A 19,993-nucleotide genomic window follows, 5' to 3' on the forward strand; every position below is an offset into this window, starting at 1 on the left:
GGGACGGGCGCCGCACCATGAAGATCGATCTGACGGACACCGACTCCAGCAAGATCAACAAGGCGATCCTGCAGGGTCGCAGGGCCGTCGGCACCCCCGCCGTCGGCGCCGTGCTCACCCTCCTCGTCGTCACCGACGAGGAGAACGCCTACGACTCCGTCAAGGCGGCCAACGAGGCCTCGCGGGAACACCCTTCCCGCACCCTCGTCGTCATCAAGCGCCACGCCCGCACCCCCCGGGACCGGGGCGTGACCCGCCTCGACGCCGAGGTCAGGCTCGGCACCGACGCCGGCTCGGGCGAGACGGTCCTGCTCCGGCTGTACGGCGAACTCGGCGACCGCGCCGACTCCGTGGTCCTGCCGCTGCTCCTGCCGGACGCCCCCGTCGTCGTCTGGTGGCCCGTCGACGCCCCCGAAGTTCCCTCCCGGGACCCGCTGGGCTCGCTCGCGCAGCGCCGCATCACCGACATGTACGCGGTCGAGGACCCCCTCGGCGCCCTGGAGCGCCGTGCCGCCTCGTACGCCCCCGGCGACACCGACCTCGCCTGGACCCGGCTCACCCCGTGGCGCTCCATGCTCGCCGCGGCCCTCGACCAGGCGCCGCTCACCGTCACCTCCGCCGCCGTCGAGAGCGAGGCGGAGAACCCCAGCGCCGAACTCCTCGCCCGCTGGTTCGAGGTCCGGCTCGGCGTCTCCGTCGACCGCGTCGTCACCGACGGGCCCGTCGTCACGGCCGTCCGCATGGGCACCGCCGACGGCGAGATCCGCATCGACCGGCCCGAGGGCCCGGTCGCGCGGCTCGCCATCCCCGGCCAGCCCAGCAGGGTCCTCGCCCTGAAGGTCCGGTCCACCGCGGAGCTGATCGCGGAGGAACTGCGACGGCTCGACCCCGACGAGGCCTACGCGGCGGCACTCCGCGGCCACGCCTGACGCTGCCCCGGCCCGAGGGCGCCCGCGCCCGTCGCGGGCCATCGCCCCTCCCCGGACTTCGCCCGGGGGTCCCGGACTTCGCCCGGGGGTCCTGGACTTCGCCTGGGGGTTCCGGACTTCACCGGGGGGTTCCGGACTTCGCCCGGGGGTCCTGGACTTCGCCTGGGGGTTCCGGACTTCACCGGGGGGTCCCCGGACTTCGCCCGGGGTCCCCGGACTTCGCCCCGGGACCCCCGGGCCGAGGTCCGGGGGAGGGGCGCCTGCTCACGACGGGCGGAACCCGGGCTCGCCCACAGGCCCGTCAGGGCTCGCGGTGGAAGAGCAGGACGACGTCCGCCCCGCGGCGGACCCGCGGGGTGTCCGGGGACGGAAGGGCCAGCAGGCGCGCACGGGTCTCGTCGACCAGGCGGGTCGCCTCGCCGTCCACCGCCCAGGCGCCCGTGAACAGACCGCGCGTCAGCGACTCGGCCATCGCCCGCGGCGACACCGCGAACGAGGTGGGGCGCTCCGACGCGGTCCCCTCGTAGACGAGGCCGTGCGCCGCGGCGATCGGCGCCAGCCACTCCGGTCCGTCGCGGCGGCTGCCCTCCGGATCGAGACGGTCCTCCAACTCCCCGACGAGGACGCCGATGTCGTCCGTGGGACGCGTCCCGCCCGCCGGGACGACCAGATAGCGGCCGCCGGGCCGCAGGACCCGGGCGACCTCGGCCAGGACGGCCCGGTTGTCCGGGCCCGCGTGCAGCAGCCAGGTCGACACCGCCTGGTCCACCGATCCGGTCCGTACGGGCAGCCGGCCGGCGTCGCCCACCGCCACCCGCGCGCCGAGCCGGGCCCTCGCCCGCGCGAGCATGCCGGGCGAGAGGTCGATGCCGTGCACGGTGTGGCCCCGGGCCGTCAGCTCGGCCGCGACGATGCCCGTCCCGACGCCGATGTCGAGCACCGGGAGCGCGGGGTCGAGCAGCGGCGCGAGCTGCTCCGCGAAACCGGCGGCTCGCGCCGTACCGCCGCGCGACTCGTCGTACACCGGGGCGATGTCGTTGAACTCGGCCGCGGGGCGGCCCGGAGAGGAGGAGGCCACCGTGCTCACCCTCATGCCTCCGCGGTGAAGGTCACGGGCAGCGTCGCCATGCCGCGCAGGATGCCCTCACGGCGGCTCAGGTCCGCGTCCGGGTCGGCGAGCCGCAGGTCGGGGAAGCGGCGCAGCAGGGTGCCGATGGCGATCCTGGCCTCGGCGCGGGCCAGCGGGGCCCCCAGGCAGAAATGCACACCATGGCCGAAAGCGAGCTGTTGCGGCACCTCACGGCGGGCCACGTCGAGGATGTCGGGACGGTCGTAGCGCCCGGGGTCCCGGTTGGCGGCGGCGAGCCCGATGATGATCATCTCGCCGGGCGGGACGGTGACGCCGCCGATCTCGTACGCGTCCACGGTGAAGCGTGCGACGCCCCGGCTCACCGGGCCCTCGAAGCGGAGGAGTTCCTCGATCGCCCCGGGCAGCAGCGACGGGTCGTCGCGCAGCGCGGCGAACTGCTCCGGGTGGCGCAGGAGGGCGTGGACGCCGTTCGCGATGAGGCTCGCGGTCGTCTCGTGGCCGGCGAGCGTGAGCAGGATGGCCATGGCCGTCAGCTCGCGGTCGCTGATCTTCTCCTCGGCCTGCGCGGCGCACAGCGCGCTCAGCAGGTCGTCCTTGGGTTCGGCCTTGCGGGCGGCGATCAACGGCTCGAAGAACTCGGTGAGTTCGGCGCGCGCCCGGGCCCCCTTGGCGAGCCGCTCGGGGGTGTTGGGCGGCATGATGAGACCGACCGCGAGGCGCGCGAAGTCGGGCTGTCCCTCGGCCGGGATGCCGATGAGCTCGCTGAGCACGGCCATCGGCAGCGGGAGCGCGAACTCGGAGACGAGGTCGGCGGATCCGCGCTGGGCGATCGCGTCGAGGAAGGCGTCGGTGTGCGCCTGGACGCGGGGCGCCATCGCCTCCACGCGGCGGAAGGTGAAGGCCTTCGAGACGAGGTTCCGCAGCCGGGTGTGGTCCTCGCCGTTGGCCACGAGCATGCTGGCCATCAGGACGTTGGTGCGCTCCTGGTGGGCCATCTCCTCCTCAAGTCCGTTGACCCCCACGGGGCTGCTGCTGAGGCGGGGATCGGTGAGTGCCGCCACCGCCTCGTCGTAGCCGGTGACCATCCAGACTTCAAGGGTGGGATTCAGCCGGACGCGCTGGACGACACCGTGCTCCCGGATGCGTTCGAAGAGCGGGTAGGGGTTGGGCTGTTGAGCGACGTTTACCGGGACATCGTGAACGATTGTCTGGTCTTGACCGGTCATCTTCCGTAACTCCCCGAAGCTTTGTGAAAGATCTCTGGCAGGTAGTCATACCAGCCACCCCAGTTGCGTGGTAGCGTCACCGGCGCTCGGCTCGGATCATGTACGGGGAAGGACCGGCGAACAGCCGGAGAAGCACCCGCGAGACGTCCCGCCCAACCGGCGGTTCCGCGTCTCGTACGGCTCGACTGTAGGCAGCCAAGGCCTCAACCAGGCCCGATGCGCAGGGGGGAACGTTTCGTGGAGCAAGCGGCAGTCGTGGACCCGATCCTGGACCTGGCCCGCCCGTCGGTCTTACGGAACCCCTACCCGGCCTATGCCCGGATGCGGGAGACCACGCCCGTCTTCTGGCACGAACTGCTCGGTTCCTGGGTCCTCACCCGCCATGCCGACTGCCTCGCGGTGCTCACCGACAGCAACCGTTTCGCCTCCGACTGGCGCCGCGCCGGGGAGGACATCCCCGCCCCGCTGCTGAGCGTCCAGACCCTGGACCCGCCGGAGCACACCGCCATCCGGCACCTGCTGCTCGACGGCTTCCGCGCCCAGGACCGCAAGGCCCTGCACGACGACCTCGATCACTGGATCTCGGACCTGCTCGCCGAGCTGGCCGAGCGGCCCTCCTTCGACTTCGTCGGCGAGCTCGCCGAGCCGGTCGCCCTGCGCTTCGTCACCGCCTTCCTCGGTGTCCCCGCGCCCGGACTCGACTGGTTCGTGCCCATGTCCCGTACCGTCGTCGACGGCATGGACGCCGGACTCTGGCCCGAGAAGCACGAGCCCGCCGTCGCGGCCCGCGCGCGGCTCGCGGAGTACGCCGGCGGCTGGCTCGCCGATCCGCCCGAGGACGGGCTCATCGCCTACGTGGCGGAGCACGCGGCGGACAGTGGCGTGGCAGAAACGGTTCTGCGGAACAGTCTGCGTGCCGTCCTCCACGCGGGCTACGAATCGGCCTCGCGGCTCCTCGGCAACGCCGCGGCCGCCCTCCTCACCACCCCCGGCGCGCTCGACGCGTTCCGGGCGAGCCCGGCCGCGGCCGTGGACGAACTCATCCGGTACGACGCACCGGTCCAGGCGGACGCCCGGGTCTGCGTCACCGACACCGAACTGGGTGGCGTCACCCTCAAGGCGGGTGATCCGGTCACGCTCTTCCTGGGCGCGGCCAACCACGACCCGCTGCGGTTCGACCACCCCACAGAGCTGCGACTCGACCGCGCCCCGAACCCGCACCTGGGGTTCGGGCGCGGGGCCCATGCCTGTCTGGGCGCGTCCATGGCGATCCGGCTCGCCGGATCGGTCCTCGGGGCCCTGGCCAGGGACTACCCGGACGCACGGGCCGTCGCGGAACCGGACCACCGGCGCAATCTGACCCTCCGCGGTCTCGACCGCTTCGAGGTCACTCTGCGTCCACGAGCGGGGGAGGAGGTTCGACCATGAAGTACTGGCACTGAAACTCGCGAGCGTGACGCCCGTCCGGGAGGCGGCGCACGCCGGTGTGCGGCTCACGTGCACCCGCCGGAGCCCGGGTCCGCTGCGCGGCCCGGGCTCCGGCCCATTCCGTCGCCGGCCCATTCCGTCGCCGGCCCATTCCGTCGCCGGCCCATTCCGTCGCCGGCCCATTCCGTTGCCGGCTCGACGGATCCGTGCGACGGACACTCCGCGCGGTGAACGCCGCGTGAACGACGTGGGGCCGTCACTCGTGACATCCTCGGACGAACCGCCCACGCCGACGTCCCCTGTGGGCGTTCCTCGTCTCCTGTGCGGAGGGTCGCCTTGTTCATCAGCCACGCCGTACGTCACGACGTTCTGCACGTGACGCTCCACCACGACCTGGCCGTCACGAACCGCGGCGCGGCCGCCCTCCGGATCCAGGCGCTCGTCCAGGAGCACCGGCCCGCCCGGGTGGTCATCGCCGTCCCGGCCGCCGACCCCAGCCCCGCCACCCTCAGCGCCCTCGCCCGCGCCCACCGCATGTGCGCCGGTCTCGGCGTCCCCCTCACGCTCAGCGGCGCGAGCGACCGCACGCTGCGCCTCCTGGACGCCAACAGCGCCTGACGAGACGGCGTGCGGGCGAGCCGACGCCCCTCGTCGGTCGGCGGGCGGTCGGTGTCAGTAGACGGGCTTCGCCACGTTCCCGTAGGACCACTTGGGTCCCTTGGACATCTCGAAGTGCAGGTGCGGCCCGGTGGAGTTGCCCGTGGTGCCGACCCGGCCGAGCTGCTGCCCCGCGGCGACCTTCTGGCCGGCGGCCACCTGCCGCTGCGAGAGGTGGCAGTAGGTGTAGACGTGGCCGTTGTCCGCGGACAGGCCGATCCACTGGCCGTACGCGCCGCCGTCGCCGTTGGACCAGGCGATGGTGCCGCCGCGCACGGCGACCACGGGGGTGCCGCTCTTGGCGGCGAAGTCCTGGCCGGTGTGCCGGCCGTAGACGCCGTCCGGCTTCCAGGCGTAGGGGCCGCGCTCGTAGAACTCGAAGGTGACCTTGTGCCCGGGCACGGGGGACGAGGCCCGGCCGCCGCCTCCCACGGACGCCTTCCGGCAGTCCACGCTGAAACCGGCCAGCTTGCCGAGGGCGGTCAGGGAGGTGCAGCCGGGCACGCCGTCGGCGTCGGCCCCCTTGAAGCCCTGGGCGATCTGCTCGGCCCGGTAGGCCGCCTTGGTCTGCTCGCCGAAGTAGCCGGTCGCCCCCTCGGAGATGGCGCGGCCCCGGGCGATCAGGGCCTTCTGGACGGTGCGCACGTCGTCGTTCGTCTTGCCGAACTGGACGTTGGAGAGGTCCACCATGACGGGGCTCCTAGTATCCGTGGGGTTTGCGGTTCGGATCCGCCTGCTGGACCCGGGCGGCGAAATCGGAGCCGGACCTGTTCACGTGGTAGCGGTCACGGACGTAGTTGATCGTTGCGCACATGGCCGCGACCACGTCGTAGGGCGTGGTGGCCGTCCCCGCCTGGTGGTAGGCGGCGAACGTGGTGGGGATGCACTGGGTGGCTCCGCGGGAGCAGTTCAGCGCGTGGCCGTCTGCGGCCTTGTTGCCGTGGGCGTTGACGTCCCAGGTGTTGACCCGCTGCCCGGGGGCGTTGAAGGCGGATTCGCGCTTGGCGATCGTGGTGAGCGCCGGAACGCCGAACTTGGGGTCCATTCCGGTCAGTTCGCACGCCTTGCGCGCATAGCGGCGCATGGCCTCCTCCCCGGAGTCGTCGCCCGGGTCGTGGTAGGTGACCTGGGAGAGGCTCAGCCGTCCCCCGCCTCCGGCGGACGCGCCGGAGCAGTCGACGGGGAAGCCGATGCTGTGGCCGAGGGCGGTCAGGGAGGTGCAGCCGGGGACGCCGTCGGCGTCGTTCCCTGTGAATCCCTGGGCGATCTGCTCTGCCCGGTAGGCCGCCTGGGTCTGGCCGCCGAAGTATCCGGTGGCGCCGTCGGGGATGGCGCGGCCCCGGGCGATCAGGGCCTTCTGCACGGTGCGCACGTCCTCGTTCTCCTTGCCGAACTGGACGTTGGCCAGAGCGACCATGGCGTCTCGCTCCCTCTCGTCAGTTCCATGCGGTCGCGGTGAGGCGGATCCGCGCGTCCTTGCCGAGGAGCTTCTCGGTGGATTCGGGCAGGCGGATGTGGCTGACCCAGCTGCCGCTCTCCGCGTCCTCGTCGGCCAGGTCCGGGGTGTCCGGGGTGTACTCGCTGACGGGACCGTCGATGGTGGAGTTCCAGACGGCCCGCAGCGCGGGAACCCCGCCCTCGCCGCTGACGTCGACGACGAGGATGTCGTCGAAGTCTGCCGTCTGCTCGATGTGGTCCCGGAAGTCCAGGAAGCCGTTGTCCCGTTCGCGCAGGGACAGGATCCGGAGGTGCAGCGCGTACCGCAGACTGCCGGCGCCGTTCGGGCTGGCCAGGTTCTCGCACAGGAAGGTGCTCACCAGCGGCACGGTGCCGTCGCCGTCGGCGCCGGGCCGGGTGTCGTGGCCGAGCTGGATCGGGCACCACTGGGCGCTGGTCCGCTCGTGCATCACGATCTGCAGACCGCGGATCGACAGTCCGATCTCCGCCTGCCACGCCGTGTTCTTCTCCTCCGGCAGCCGGTGGTGGACGAGGGCGGACTCCACCTTGAGGTCGCCGAAGAGGAACCGTCGCAGGTTCTGGTACCCCTCCTCGGAGTTGACGAGCCCGTAGCGCCCGCTGTGGCTGCGGTGCACATACGCGTAGAAGGCGCCCGGCACATAGGCGTTGTCGATCTGCACCAGGCCGTCGCTGCGCGGTCCGACCGCCGCGGACGACAGGCCGTGCGCCACGTCGTAGTCGCCGGGGTCGGTGCCCACCAGGCAGAAGACCCGGTGCAGGGGGAAGGCGAAGGGCTCCCCTTCGCCGGGCATGACGCGCGGGTCCCAGTTCCTCGGCGGCTCGGCGCCCTCGGAGACGCCGGGGGTCAGGTACTCGTACATCCGCTCGCGTCCGAAGATCTCGGCCCCGTTGATGCCGATGGCGTCGCGCAGCCGCTCCAGCATCCCGAAGCCGAGGTCGAAGGCGATGCCGCCGTGCGGGGTGCCGTAGGTGAACAGCTTGTCGACGTAGTCGGTCGGCTGGACGCCGCGTTCCGGGAGGATCTTCTGGATCAGGCACCGGCAGATGAGCCCGCCCATGGAGTGGGCGATGAGATGCACCCGGTCGACGTGGGCCTTCGCCCGCAGTTCCTCGATCAGTTCGGCCAGGTCCTTCGCGGCGTCCTCGACGCGGAACGGCCGGGGCGTGCCGCCCCAGGTGCTCGCGGACCGGTCGTAGAAGCGGTGGATCCAGATGCTGGCGGGCGGGATCTCCGCGTGGCCGTCGAGATAGGTCTCCTGGCTGCCGTGGACGAGGAGCTGGTATCCCTCGTCCACCATCAGCCGCAGCAGCGGGCTCTCGAACTGGTAGAAGCTGGGCTTGTTGTCCGGTCCGATGCGGATGTGCGTGGAGCCGGCGTTGAACCCGAGGAACGGGTCCGTCACCGCGCTGTCGATGCCGGACTGGCCGCCGGCGAAGCCGCGGACGTAGATGACGGGGATTTTCTCGGTCTGCGACATGGGGGCCGCCCGGGGGTCAGCATTCGTCGACGCCCGGGAGCCAGGCCGCCGGGTCGTCGATGAAGATGTTGGACAGGTATCCGCCGAGGGCGGGGACGTACGCCCAGGCGTCGTTGACGTGGTCGGCGGTGCTGACCGCGTCGCCCCGGGTCTGGCACGAGACCGTCACCCAGGTCGGTCCGGGCAGCACGGCCACGACCGCGGCGTCGAGGCTGGGCTCCGCCCGCACGTTGACGTCGGTCCCCCAGGTGAGGAAGGTGCCCGGTGCCACGGTGTCACCGCCCCCGCGGTCCGGCACCTCGCCGAAGAGCGGGAGGCTCCAGTCCTGTGTGTCGTCGCAGAGGGGATCGGCCACCACGGACACGTGGACGTGCGCCTCGTGCGGATTGGCACCCGTGTACGGCTCCCACTGCCAGGTGCGGTTGGCGGCGATGCGACGGTTGGCGATGACGTACTTGATGCGGGCGTCGCGGCTGTCGAGGAGCTGGTCGGCGACCTGTTGGATGTCGAGCCCGTGGGCCGGATCGTGGGTGAAGTCACGTGCGGTGACGATTCCGGGTCCGTACCAGGGGTTGTGGTCACTGTCGGTGCCACGTGCCTGGTGGGCCGCGTCGCCGATGCCGCCGTCGGCCGTGAGGCTGCGTCCGGGGAAGCGGCCGTCGAGCTGATGCCGCAGGGTCTCCAAGCTGTTCGCCATCCGCCAGGACATCGCGGCCTCCTAGGAACGCGCCTGTGGGAGACCGGCCGGGGAGGGTCCGTCACCGGTTCTCCGCTCGTTCTTCCCCGGATCGGCCCCGGCCGGCGTCTCACGACGGTACGGAACCGCCGTCAGCCCGGCGTCACCCCGCCGTCATCGTGACCGCGGCACCTCCGCGACCAGCTGTTCGGTACCCCGCGACGGGCGGCGAGCGGTGGGTTGCAGAGAGAGAGCGAGGGGCAGAAACTGGTGGGGACAGGCCGCTACGGCTTTCACGAGGCGCGCTCACGCGGGACCGCGGTGAGCAAGACGATCATGACGGTGACTTCCTCCGCTCAGTTGCGGTTGCTCGGTCAGTTCCGACTGGAGTTCGGAACCGAGAGCGTCGAGCTGTGCCGCAACGGTCAGCGGCTCCTGGCGTTCCTGAGCCTGCGCGAGCGGGTGCCCCGCACGGTCCTCGCCGGCACCCTGTGGCCCGAGGTGACCGAGGAGCACGCCCGGGGCAGCCTGCGCACCACGCTGTGGAAGCTCCCCCGGGGCGAACTCTCCCTCGTCCGCTGCTGCGGGGACGTCCTGCTCGTCAGCCCGGCCCTGCGCGTGGACGTCCACACCCTGACCCGCACCGCCCTCGGCGTCGTGGCGGGCTGCGGCCCGGCACCGTACCGCCGCCCCCCGCTCGGACTGCTCACCGGGGAGGACCTCCTGCCGGGCTGGGACGAGGACTGGGTGCTGCTGGAGCGCGAGCGCCTGCGGCAACTGCGCCTGCACGCCCTCGACTCGCTGGCGGAGTCCCTGATCGAGCAGGGCAGGGCCGCCCTGGCGATGGAGGCGGCGTGGGCCGGCATACGGGCCGAGCCGCTGCGCGAGAGCGCGCACCGGGCCGTCGTGTCCGCGCACCTCGCGGAGGGCAATGTGTGCGAGGCGCTGCGCCACTACGCCGCCTTCCGCGACCTGTTGAACGACGAACTGGGCGTCGAGCCCTCGCCCCGGTTCACGCGTCTGCTCGCCGAGCGGCTGCCGCCGCGGGCCGCGGGCCGCGGCGGGACACCCCGCGTGCGCTTCCCGGCCGACCGCGTGACCGATGTCCACACCTGACGGAGGAGCGCGCCATGCACCAGAGCGTCCGCGACTACTGGATCTCCTTCAACGACCCGCTCGAAGGGCGCGTCGACTTCATGTACCTGGACACGAAGGGGTACGTGAGCACGGGCATCGGCAACAAGATCGACGAGACCGCGCGGGACAACTCCGCACCGACCGAGGAGGAGCGGGCCGCCTCGCTGGCGGCGGCCTTCCGGCTGGCCTGGCGGGTGAACGGCGGCGACACCGAGGCGAGGCCCGACGAGATCACCAACGAGTGGGACACCGTGAAGGCGCACCTGGAGCTGGCGCCGGCCGGGCACCTCGCCTTCCAGCCGCCGCTGACGAGCCTTCACGTCACGGACGAGGAGATCGACCGCCACGTCTTCGAGAAGCTGGACGAGATGGAGGGCGTGCTGGTCTCGCGCCCGGAGTTCGGCGACTTCGGCTCCTGGCCCGCCAACGCCCAACTGGCCACCCTGAGCATGTGCTGGGCCCTGGGCCCGATGTTCGACTTCCCCATGTTCCGGGGGTACGTGGCGCAGCGGGACTGGGCGGGCGCCGCGGGCGAGTGCCACTTCACCCCGGACGTGGGCACGATCGTCACCCGCAACCACCTCGACCGCGCGCACTTCCAGCTCGCCGGCACGGTGGAGGGCCAGGGGCTGCCCACGGAACGGATCGCCCTGTACGTCTCCGATGTGTTCGGCGTCCAGGGCGGACTGCTCGCCCTCGGGTACAAGCCCCTCACCCAGGACGGTGTCGACGGGCCCCGCACCCAGGGCAAGGTCAAGGAGTTCCAGTCGGCGTGCGCCCTCGGCGAGAACGGGGCCTTCGACGACCCCGACACGGTCAGCTCCCTCGCCACCCAGCTCTCGGGCCTCGGCTTCACCGTGCTGAGCGCCTGACGGGCGTACGGGAGCCCACGCGACCCGTCCGGCGGTCACGCACGATCCGTCAGGCAGTCACGCACGACCCGTCCGGCCGTCACACACGGACCCGGCCCCGCACCTCGTGGGATGCGGCGGCCGGGTCGGTGACGTGTCCTCGCGGCGGAGGCATCAGCCCCGGCCGTACCTCCTCGGCGGCTCGGGAGCGGGCGTCTCGGCCGGCACGGCGGGCTCGACGGGAGCCTTCTCGGGCGCCTCGCCCTTCTTGCGCTCGCCCGGCGATTGCTGCTCGCGCTGCTTCAGCGTGTCCTTCGCGGACTGCTCGGCGCGCAGAGCTTCCTTGTCCTTGTCCTTGGAACCGGCCACGACGACCCCTACTTTCGCAACGATGGTGTCCGGATTCGGGATCCCGCCCCCTGCCATTCTAGTCGCGGCGGCCCGCCGCAACCTCTGGAGCCGCTTGCACCACACAGGTGACAAACCGTGTCCTGGACAGGCCGTTCGTCGTTTCGGCCGCGGGCGTCCGGTGAACTGCTGTCCATGAATCTGGACGACGTCGTGCGGTGTGAGATCCATCCGTCCCTCGGCATTGCCCGGGTGGGGAACAGCCCGACGGAGTTCTTCGTCGGCCCGGAGACACCGGGAGTCCCCGCGCGGCCGGCCGGCGGCTTCAAGGACGGCGAGGGCCGCGTCAAGCGCCAGGCGGCGCGCTTCCGCGTCTACGGGTACGCGGCGGACGGCACCGTGCTGGGCGAGCTGACCGCGGAGCACGCGGAGATCTCCTGGACGGTGGAGCTCGCCAACACCAAGGGCGACTGGTTCAAGTTCGTCGGGCGGCACCAGGACGGGGCGGAGGACGGGGGCGCCCGGGACCCGAGGTCCCGCCGCAACCAGGCCGTCGACGTCGCCGATCCGGAGGCCCGCTCCGGGCTCGCCGTCCGGCCCGGCCCGCGCACCGTCACCGGGCCGGACCGCTCGGGCCCCGAGGCACGGTTCGACACCGGCACCTTCCTCGGCACACCGGTGCCGCTGGGCGAACTGCGCACCGACGCCGACGGCCGGCTGCTCGTCCTCGGCGGCTTCGGGAACGCGGGCACCACCCGCCCCGACAACCCGGTCGTCCACTTCGCCAACAACGACTTCTGGTACGACGACGTGTCCGACGGGCCCGTTCGTGCCACCGTCCGGCTGCGCACCGGAGGCGAGCCGCTGCGGGCGCGGCCGGCCTGGGTCCTGGCCGCACCGCCCGACTTCTCGCCCGACACGGAGAACCTCGTCACGCTGTACGACGTGCTGGCCGAGGCCTCGGGGCACGAGCGGCCCGAGGCCGTCTCCTTCACCCGGGACATCCATCCGATCCTGCGCCGCGTCAGCGACTACCAGTGGGTGAACGCCGCCGCGCTGCGCGGCCACGGCGAGGGCGAGCCCGGACACTTCCTCGCCCCCGCGCTCCTCGGGCAGCTGGCGGCGAACGGCCCCGGGACGGCCGAGCTGCGCCGGTCGGTCTTCCGGAGGCTGCGCGGTCCCGACGCCGGGGTCGCCGAGGCCACCTCCGTCTACATGCCCCAGCTCGCCGGGGACGACGGGGAACCCCTGGACGGCAAGCCGGGCCGGTGGATGTCCCTGCTGCCCGGACAGTACGAGCGGATGCGCCGCTGGGCGGAGGGCGACTTCACCCCCGACTGGACGGGCCAGGTGCCCGCCCCGGCGGAGCCCGCCCTCCAGGACGAGCCGCACGCCCTGGTGCGGGCCGCCCTGGAGGCGTGCAGCGGGGGACCCTTCTACCCGGGCATCGAGATGACGTACATCGCCCAGGACCCGGACCTCTGGGCGGCGCCGTTCCGGCCGCGGGAGGACCTGGAGCCCGGCGACCTGACCAAGTACCTGGCCCTGCCGTGGCAGGCCGACTTCTACGAGTGCAACACCCACTGGTGGCCGGCCCAGCGGCCCGACGACGTCTACCCCGAGACGCAGTTCCTCTCCCTGCTCCGCGCGGCCGGCGAGCAGGCCGCCCGGAGCATCGGCCCCACCCCGTACCGCCGCCCCTGGGCACGGGGCGTCGGGCAGCAGATCGTCCGCCGACCGAAACCGCCCCGCATGGCGGGGGAGAGCGACACCGCCTACGACCAGAGGGTGGACGACCGCTGGAGGCGGATGCGCGCGCACGCGGGCGCCCAGGACATGGTCGGCCAGTGGAGCCGCCTCGGCTTCGTCGTGGCCCGCCAGGCACCCGACGGCAGCCGCGTCCTGGTCGAGACGGAACGCGCCGACCAGGTCGGCCCCAGCCACCGCGAGTGGTTCTACGCGCTCCAGCACCCCGACCGCTTCCCCGACCAGGTGAAGGCCTCCCGGGCGTTCGCCCAGTCGTTCCTCGCCGAGGCGCTGGCCGTCCAGCACGATCCCGCCGCGCCCCAGACGCTGCGGCCGTTCCGCTACACCCCGGAGAGCCTGGAGGAGCGTCTCGACCTGATCTACAGCCGGCTCGCGCAGGACGCCGAGGCGTACGACCCGGCCGACCCGGACGTCGAGCAGGTGTTCCGTACCAGGGACGCGGTGGTCGAACGGGTCAGACAGATGGCGCCGTTCAACCTCCTGGACGGGGTGTGGCTGCGGCACCTCACGGAGGCCAAGCCCATGGACGACGTCCGCGGGCTGCTGTTCTCGATCTGGAAGGAGGAGGTGGGCGACGGCAATCCGGCACTGAACCACTCCACCCTGTACCAGAACCTGCTCCAGCAGATCGGCGTCCACCTGCCGCCGGTGGACTCCCGCGCCTTCGCCACCAGGACGGACCTGCTCGACTCCGCGTTCACCTGCCCTGCGTTCGAGCTGGCGATCTCCTGCCACCCCGAGACGTTCTTCCCGGAGCTGCTCGGCATGACGCTGTTCCTGGAGTGGGAGGTGCTGGGCGTCGTCCCGCTGGCGAAGCTCCTCGACCACCACGGCATCGACTCCCGCTTCTTCCGCATGCACATCGGCATCGACAACGCCGCGGACGGCCACGGCGCCCGCGCGCGCGACGCCGTCATGCGCTACCTCGACCAGCTGCACACCCTCGGCGGGGAGGAGGCCGTCCAGCGCCAGTGGGAGCGCATCTGGAACGGGTACGTGGCCTTCGCGGTCACCGGCAACCTCGGCGAGGAACTGGTCGCGCATCTGAAGTCACCGCCGCCGCCCGAGGAGAGGCTGCTGCGCATGATCGCCGACAAGGCGCCCCGGGCCGCCCTCAACCACGAGGGGAAGATGCTCGCGGGCAGCTACCTCAACGACTGGTTCGCCGACCCCGAGGGCCTCCTGGACGCGCTGGCCGCCTCGGAGTGGATCGTCCCCGGCGATCCCGCCGGAAGCCCCTTCTTCCGCCTCTTCCGCTGGAACGGACCCATGTACAAGGTGTTCGACGCCGAGGAGACCGAGGTGTGGCGGGAGTGGATCCGCTCGCTCGCCGAGGAGCCGGCCGAGCGGCGCGCCTACTCCCCGCTGGAGGCCGTCCTCCTCCTGGCCGACGCCGTACGGACGCGGCCGGACGGCCTCCTCGCCGACGGCCGGACCCTGGTCGGCCCCCAGCCGGGCGACCCGGGACGGCTCGTCGAGCGTCCGCTCGCCTGGTGGTGCCTCCAGCCCGCTCCCGCGCTCCTCGCGGCGCTGACCCATCCCGGGAACACGGCCGGCGGCGACGGGCCCGCCACGGACCTCCTCCGGGAGTTCTTCGGCCCGGCGGAGGCCGCGCGGCTCGCCCAGGACCTTCCGGTGTCCCGTACCGTGCGGGAGATCGTGGACGACTGGGTGGAGGCCGGCTGCCCGCTCCCCGACGCCGGGGCCCCGGACGCGCGCGTGAGCCTGTCGACCGCCCAGCCCGTGCCCGAACCCGACAGCCCGCTCCGGCTGCGCATCCAGGGCATGGGGAGCATCCATTGACCCGGCCCGGACGCCGCACGCGCGCCGGCGGCGGCACGCCGTGACGGGATCCCCGGACGTCCTCGTCGCGGGCGGCGGCCCCGCGGGCGTGGCCGCGGCCCTCACCCTGGCGTCACGGGGCGCCGACGTCGTCCTGGTCCATCCCGCCCCGGACGCCGGGCGGCGCGTCCTGGAGAGCCTGTCACCCCTGGCACGGCCCCTGCTGAGGGGACTCGGCGTCCTCGACCGGCTGCCTCCCGAGTGCCTCGCGCCCTGCCACGGCAACCGGTCGTCCTGGGGCGGACCGGCCCTGACGGCCGCGGACTTCCTCCAGGAGCCACACGGAGCCGGCTGGCACGTGGACCGCGGGCCGTTCGACGCGGCGCTGCGCCGTGCGGCCCGCGCGGCGGGCGTACGGCTGTACACCGGCAGCGTCCGGTCGGTGGCACGGCAGGGCGGCCGGTGGCGGGCGACCGTGTCCGGGACGGTGACGACCGCCCCGTACCTCGTCGACGCCACGGGGGCGCGAGCCCGGCTCGCCCGCCGGCTCGGCGCACGGGTGGTGCACACCGACCACCTGGTGGCCGTCGCGGCCGAGGCGCCGGGTCCGGGCCCGGACCTGGACCTGGACCCGGTCCCGTTCCCGGTGCCGTTTCCGGTCCCGTTCCCGGTCCCGGTGCCGGGACATGACGGCCCGTACGGAGCCGAGGATCCCACCGCGCGTACGTCGCTCGTGGAATCCACGCCCTACGGCTGGTGGTACACGGCGTCCCTGCCGCGCGGGCGGCACGTCGTCATGGCCGTGACCGACGCGGACCTCGTGGCCGGCGCGGGTCTGCGGACCCCGGACGGCTGGTGGACGGCGCTGGCCGGCACCCGGCACGTGCGGGTCCGGGCAGCCGCCCACCTCGCCACCGCCCCCCACCGCCTGCGCGTCCTGCCCGCCGGAACCTCGCGCACGCTGCCGCCCGCGGGACCCGGCTGGGTGGCGGCCGGGGACGCGGCGGCCGTGACCGACCCCCTCGCCGCGCGCGGCGTCACGCACGCCCTGGCGACGGGGATCGCGGCGGGCACCGCACTGACCGAGCAGGCCGACGGCGATCCGGGGGCCCCGAGCCGCTACGCGGCCCTCGTGGCCGCCGTGCACGACGAGTTCCTGCACGCCCGTGCCGTCCGCTACCGGGCGGAGGAGCGGTGGGACACCCCTTTCTGGACCCGCCGCCGCACCCCGGCGGACGTCACTCGACCGGCGCCAGACGCCACGCCTGGTTCTTCCCGTCGAGACACTGCCACTGCTCCAGGTACGCGCCGGGAGCGGGCACGGTGAACAGCGGATTGTGCGCGGTCAGACACTTGTCGCTGACCCGTGAGCGCAGCTGCCAGAACTCGTCCTTCTGCGTCCACAAGGACCACACGGAGGGGTCCGACCAGTCGCACTCGCCCAGCACGACACGGGTGCCGTTGTTCACACCGCCCTGCGCCACGGTCAGGCACCGGCCCGATGCCAGGTCCTTGATCATGAAGCCGTTCTCGTGCGCGTTCAGGTCCCCGCGCCGCATGAACTGGAACCGCTGGGAGTCACTGCCGTTGTCCTGGGTGACCTTGGTGCCCGTGTCCACGTCGATCTGCTCACCCCGCGCGTCGATCACCAGCTCACCCGCGGCGGGCGGGGGAGCGGTGGCCTGTCGCGCGGCGATCGTGTACGTCGCGCCGGGGGCGAGGAACGGGTGCGCGTTGCTGCCGTCCACGCGCTTGGAGGCCGTCCAGCGGTCGGGCGCCTCGCTGTTGTCCTGCCACGCCTGGGAGCGCACGACGGGATCGACGCACGTGAGGTCGTACGGCGTCCCCTCGCGCCAGACCCAGCCCTGCCGGCACGTCGCGGGGCCGTAGGGACCTCCGTCGGGCTCCCGCCGCTCCTCGGCGTGGCTGTTGTCCTCGACCACCTGGTCGTGGACCTCCTGGGTGACGCACACGTGGTCGTCGGGTGTCGCCAGACGCCACACGTACCCCTCCACACACGAGTCCGGTCCGGGCGGCGGTGCCGCTCCCCGAGCGCTGCCGACGCCGCCGGCGGCCGCGAGGACGAGCGCGGCGACCGCCGCGACCCGGTGCCTGGTCACGGGGCACCTCCTCGGTCGGAACGCGCCGTCGCCGTCATGCTTCCGTCATTCCCGTGTCGGGCCACATCAGCGCGAGACGGTCCGCGTAGAAGTCGTCCTCGTTCTGACGGCAGGCGGTCACCCAGATCTCGTTGAGGGTCCGCCGCGGGTCGCTGCCCAGGTAGGCGGTGCGCAGGAGGACCCGGTTGCGCAGGGCCGATCCGGAAGCCCCGTCGGCGAGCTGTCCGGCCGCGGTGCGGACGCCCTCGGCGTAGCGCGTCTGCTTCTCCTGGACCGTCTCCGGGGAGTCGAGCGAGTACGGTCCCTGGGGGTAGGCGGGCTCGCCCATGTCCAGTGCGCCGTACACCAGTCCGTAGCAGTAGCCCATCGTGCCGTAGGCGCGCGGCGCGGAGTCCAGCGCGTGCCAGACCTCCAGGGCCATGGTGATCGGCGCGAACATGGCGTTGATCGGCTCGACGAGGGCCAGCGCGCCCTCCGCGTTCGCCAGGACGAGGGACGCCTCCACGACGCCGCTGAGCACGTGGACCCCGCTCTCGACCTCGCCGAAGGTCGCCACGGGCGCCTCGGTGACGGGCGGGGCGGGCAGCGGGTTGCCGGTGTCGGGGTCCAGCGGCGTGCCGTACTGGTCGTTGAAGGTGCGGCTCCCGTCCGGGTAGGTGTTCAGCACCCTGCCGTCCGGGAACGTGCGCATGGTGGAGCCGTCGGGGTAGGCGACTTCGTTCGTGCCGTCGGACCACGTCGTGGTCGACGTGCCGTCGCCGTTGTCCACGGTGGTGGAGCCGTCGGCGTTGGTCACTGTCATCGCGTCTCTCCTGTCCGTGCGTGTACTGCTCCGGCGCCCGCGCTCAGGTCACCGGCGTGACGAGCAGGTTCCGTCCCACCACCGACTCCCACGCGGAGAAGTCCCCGGTGCCCTTGGTGGCGAGGTTGCGCCGCCGGTACTCGAACTTCGGCTGGTCCGGGTGCAGATCGGCGATGAGGTCCTGGAAACCGAACGGGATGTCGCTCGTCGCCTCGGGAGCGTCCCGGGTGAGGCTCACGGTGACCGCCTGGGCGCTGCCCCGCCGAATCTCGACGTCGATGCCGAACACGTCGGCCAGCTCGGGCGGAAGCGCCTCCGGGTGCTTGAGCTGGTAGCTGCTCACGTTCACCCGGGCCATCAGGCCGGTGGACATGCCCAGTTCGTGGACGCGTTCCAGCATGACCGCGGGATCGATCTTCACCGTGACCCCGCTGTAGTCGAGGGCCAGCGAGCTCACCAGACGGGGATCGATGGGTTCGGCCTCGGTCTGGGTGAGCCGCAGCAGCACCTCGCCGTTGCCCACGGGCGGGTTGGCGGGCGGCTGGAACGCGGGCGGGCCCGCGGGGGCGGGGGGCGGGGGCTCGGCGGGGGGCTGCACCGGCGCCGCGTCGGGCCCGCCCAGCGAGAAGGCCGCGGGAGTGGCCGCGACGCGGGCGCGGTCGACGGGTACGCCGGTGAGCGGGTCGTTCACCAGCAGTGCCGCCACCACGCCCGAGACGTCGGCCCGCACCGTGCTCGGGGAGCGCACCTTGGCGTAGAACGGCGGGGTCCAGCCGGGCGGCCAGGTGGCGGCGTCCGGGAAGGGCGCGGTGATCTGTTCCGTGGTGAGGAAGCCGTCGTCGGGCCGGTCGAGCCGGATCTTCACCGGCACGTCGCGCTGTACCGTCGCCGAATCGTCGTCGGGCGACCTGCGCAGCATCAGGACGACCTGGCCCTCGACCCCGGTCGCCGTACCGGAGGCCGGGGCGAGTATCTGCGCGAGCAGCGTGTAGTACTCCATGGTGCAGTCCTTCACGAGCTCGAACCCGCGGGGGTCGATCGCCTTGCTCTCCGAGTCCGTGCCGACGGACCTGCCTCCCAGGTTCTTCAGCCAGTCGGACTCGACGAAGGTGGCGCTCGCGTAGCCGCCCAGCACCAGTTGCGGGTAGGCGATCCCTTCCTCCTCGGCGATGACCGCGCGCAGGCGCTCCATCGGCGCCGGGTCGAGCCAGGGCACCAGCTTGAACCGCACCCTGACCTTCCACGCCTCGTCGGGCCCCGCGGCCTTGTCCGCTGCCACGTCCGGCCGCACGAGCAGCACGCTCATGGCGGGGGTGCCGCGCTCCGGGTCGAAGGCCAGCCGGTACTCGCTGGGGAGGACGAAGTACTGGTTGGGCAGGGGCGACGTCTGCCACAGCCCGGCCGGGCTGTCCACCCACACGTTGTCCGGGTCGAGTCCCTGGTCCGCGCCGGCGCCGCTCTTGACGTTCCAGTGGTAGTAGATCGGGCGGTTGGGCTTGTCGGACGTCGGGAGGTACGCGGCGATGCCACCGCCTCCGGCGCCGAGCAGCATCGCCGTGTTGAACACCTCCAGGCCGGACTCCTCGTCCGGCGAGAGGTCGGCGAGGACCGTGCCGTCGACGGTCTCGCTGTCCCACACCCGGTAGGACAGCGTGCCGTTGACGACGATCGCCGCGTTCATGTCGTACTGCAGCGTGTCGGCGGTCGCGGCGGCGTCCACCTCGGCCGCGAGCGCGAGACGGCGCGCGACACCGGGGCCCGGCACCGGCAGGTCGGTCACCGACGCGAAGGTCACGGTGGACTGCTCGTCGGTCGTGGTGAGCACGGCCGTGAGGTCGGTCAGCGGCATCGGCTCGGCCTCGGGCGGAACGGTGTCCGGCCGTACCAGGTCGATCCACACCAGCAGGCTCCATCTGCCCTGGGCGTCGGCCTCCAGGAACACGGCGGGTGTCCGCGACCGCTTCGAGCGGGCGGGCAGGGTCGCCACCGGCACGAAGTAGTCGCCGTGGGCCCCCTGGAGGACCTGGCCGGGTTCCTCGGGCGTCGTGGGCACCAGCGGGATCCGGGATGCCTTCGGCTCGGCCCGCAGGGCCATCAGATCGTTCAGGAGGCCGGGCTGGAAGGTCTCGCCGGTGTCGGTCAGGGTCTGGCCGGCGGCACCCGCGAGCCCGGGATCCAGATGCAGGTCCTCGACGTGCGTGGCACCCGGTTCGTCGCTCATGG

The 19,993-nt window shown here is 72.7% G+C and carries 17 protein-coding genes; 7 read left to right on the forward strand and 10 right to left on the reverse strand.

Annotated features, from left to right (window positions below):
- Nucleotides 1–17: 17 nt before the first annotated feature.
- Nucleotides 18–929 carry a glucose-6-phosphate dehydrogenase assembly protein OpcA gene (gene opcA, locus ABTY59_RS19905; RefSeq protein ID WP_352020303.1) on the forward strand — a complete coding sequence of 304 codons (912 nt, stop codon included), beginning with the start codon at nucleotides 18–20 and terminating at the stop codon, nucleotides 927–929.
- A 301-nt stretch (nucleotides 930–1,230) separates the two neighbouring features.
- Here opcA and ABTY59_RS19910 read toward each other — a convergent pair whose 3' ends face one another.
- A complete protein-coding gene (locus ABTY59_RS19910; RefSeq protein ID WP_352020304.1) occupies nucleotides 1,231–2,016 on the reverse strand; it encodes a class I SAM-dependent methyltransferase in 786 nt (261 codons plus the stop codon).
- Nucleotides 2,017–2,018: 2 nt separating this feature from the next.
- Complete coding sequence (locus ABTY59_RS19915) at nucleotides 2,019–3,104, reverse strand: cytochrome P450 family protein (protein WP_352020305.1); 1,086 nt, start codon at nucleotides 3,102–3,104, stop codon at nucleotides 2,019–2,021.
- A gap of 378 nt (nucleotides 3,105–3,482) precedes the next feature.
- Between ABTY59_RS19915 and ABTY59_RS19920 the strand changes: the two genes are divergently transcribed.
- Both ABTY59_RS19920 and ABTY59_RS19925 read left to right on the forward strand, forming a co-directional pair.
- On the forward strand, nucleotides 3,483–4,673 hold the full coding sequence (locus ABTY59_RS19920) for a cytochrome P450 (RefSeq protein WP_352020306.1): 1,191 nt from the start codon (nucleotides 3,483–3,485) through the stop codon (nucleotides 4,671–4,673).
- Nucleotides 4,674–5,048: 375 nt separating this feature from the next.
- Entirely contained in the window at nucleotides 5,049–5,291 is a 243-nt protein-coding gene (locus ABTY59_RS19925) for a hypothetical protein (RefSeq protein ID WP_352020307.1), read from the forward strand.
- Nucleotides 5,292–5,345: 54 nt separating this feature from the next.
- Here ABTY59_RS19925 and ABTY59_RS19930 read toward each other — a convergent pair whose 3' ends face one another.
- From ABTY59_RS19930 to ABTY59_RS19945, 4 genes are read right to left on the reverse strand one after another with little or no spacing between them, the layout of a single operon-like run.
- Nucleotides 5,346–6,020 carry a peptidoglycan DD-metalloendopeptidase family protein gene (locus ABTY59_RS19930; RefSeq protein ID WP_352020308.1) on the reverse strand — a complete coding sequence of 225 codons (675 nt, stop codon included), beginning with the start codon at nucleotides 6,018–6,020 and terminating at the stop codon, nucleotides 5,346–5,348.
- 10 nt (nucleotides 6,021–6,030) lie between these two features.
- Nucleotides 6,031–6,747, reverse strand: coding sequence for a peptidoglycan-binding protein (locus ABTY59_RS19935; protein ID WP_352020309.1), 717 nt, complete (start codon nucleotides 6,745–6,747; stop codon nucleotides 6,031–6,033).
- 19 nt (nucleotides 6,748–6,766) lie between these two features.
- On the reverse strand, nucleotides 6,767–8,287 hold the full coding sequence (locus ABTY59_RS19940) for an esterase/lipase family protein (protein WP_352020310.1): 1,521 nt from the start codon (nucleotides 8,285–8,287) through the stop codon (nucleotides 6,767–6,769).
- A 16-nt stretch (nucleotides 8,288–8,303) separates the two neighbouring features.
- Nucleotides 8,304–8,996 carry an SH3 domain-containing protein gene (locus ABTY59_RS19945; protein ID WP_352020311.1) on the reverse strand — a complete coding sequence of 231 codons (693 nt, stop codon included), beginning with the start codon at nucleotides 8,994–8,996 and terminating at the stop codon, nucleotides 8,304–8,306.
- Nucleotides 8,997–9,299: 303 nt separating this feature from the next.
- Here ABTY59_RS19945 and ABTY59_RS19950 point away from each other — a divergent pair, with 303 nt between their 5' ends.
- Nucleotides 9,300–10,079, forward strand: a complete 780-nt coding sequence (locus ABTY59_RS19950) for an AfsR/SARP family transcriptional regulator (protein WP_352020312.1) — start codon at nucleotides 9,300–9,302, stop codon at nucleotides 10,077–10,079.
- A 14-nt stretch (nucleotides 10,080–10,093) separates the two neighbouring features.
- Nucleotides 10,094–10,972, forward strand: a complete 879-nt coding sequence (locus ABTY59_RS19955) for a peptidoglycan-binding domain-containing protein (protein ID WP_352020313.1) — start codon at nucleotides 10,094–10,096, stop codon at nucleotides 10,970–10,972.
- Nucleotides 10,973–11,125: 153 nt separating this feature from the next.
- Here ABTY59_RS19955 and ABTY59_RS19960 read toward each other — a convergent pair whose 3' ends face one another.
- Nucleotides 11,126–11,320, reverse strand: coding sequence for a hypothetical protein (locus tag ABTY59_RS19960; protein ID WP_352020314.1), 195 nt, complete (start codon nucleotides 11,318–11,320; stop codon nucleotides 11,126–11,128).
- Between the two features lie 174 nt (nucleotides 11,321–11,494).
- Here ABTY59_RS19960 and ABTY59_RS19965 point away from each other — a divergent pair, with 174 nt between their 5' ends.
- Together ABTY59_RS19965 and ABTY59_RS19970 are read left to right on the forward strand one after the other, a co-directional pair.
- Nucleotides 11,495–14,869 (forward strand): LodA/GoxA family CTQ-dependent oxidase, encoded by a 3,375-nt coding sequence (locus ABTY59_RS19965; protein WP_352020315.1) that lies wholly within the window; start codon nucleotides 11,495–11,497, stop codon nucleotides 14,867–14,869.
- 40 nt (nucleotides 14,870–14,909) lie between these two features.
- A complete protein-coding gene (locus ABTY59_RS19970) occupies nucleotides 14,910–16,175 on the forward strand; it encodes an NAD(P)/FAD-dependent oxidoreductase (RefSeq protein WP_352020316.1) in 1,266 nt (421 codons plus the stop codon).
- Here the strand turns inward: ABTY59_RS19970 and ABTY59_RS19975 are convergent.
- Genes ABTY59_RS19975 through ABTY59_RS19985 form a run of 3 tightly spaced genes read right to left on the reverse strand, consistent with a single transcriptional unit; the run spans nucleotide 16,087 to nucleotide 19,991 of the window.
- Nucleotides 16,087–16,968, reverse strand: a complete 882-nt coding sequence (locus ABTY59_RS19975; RefSeq protein ID WP_352020317.1) for an RICIN domain-containing protein — start codon at nucleotides 16,966–16,968, stop codon at nucleotides 16,087–16,089. The genes ABTY59_RS19970 and ABTY59_RS19975 overlap by 89 nt on opposite strands.
- 34 nt (nucleotides 16,969–17,002) lie before the next feature.
- Nucleotides 17,003–17,770, reverse strand: coding sequence for a T-complex 10 C-terminal domain-containing protein (locus ABTY59_RS19980; RefSeq protein ID WP_352020318.1), 768 nt, complete (start codon nucleotides 17,768–17,770; stop codon nucleotides 17,003–17,005).
- Nucleotides 17,771–17,813: 43 nt separating this feature from the next.
- A complete protein-coding gene (locus ABTY59_RS19985; protein ID WP_352020319.1) occupies nucleotides 17,814–19,991 on the reverse strand; it encodes a hypothetical protein in 2,178 nt (725 codons plus the stop codon).
- Nucleotides 19,992–19,993: the final 2 nt, after the last annotated feature.

Source organism: Streptomyces sp. NPDC096079 (assembly GCF_040303145.1).
GTDB lineage: Bacteria > Actinomycetota > Actinomycetes > Streptomycetales > Streptomycetaceae > Streptomyces.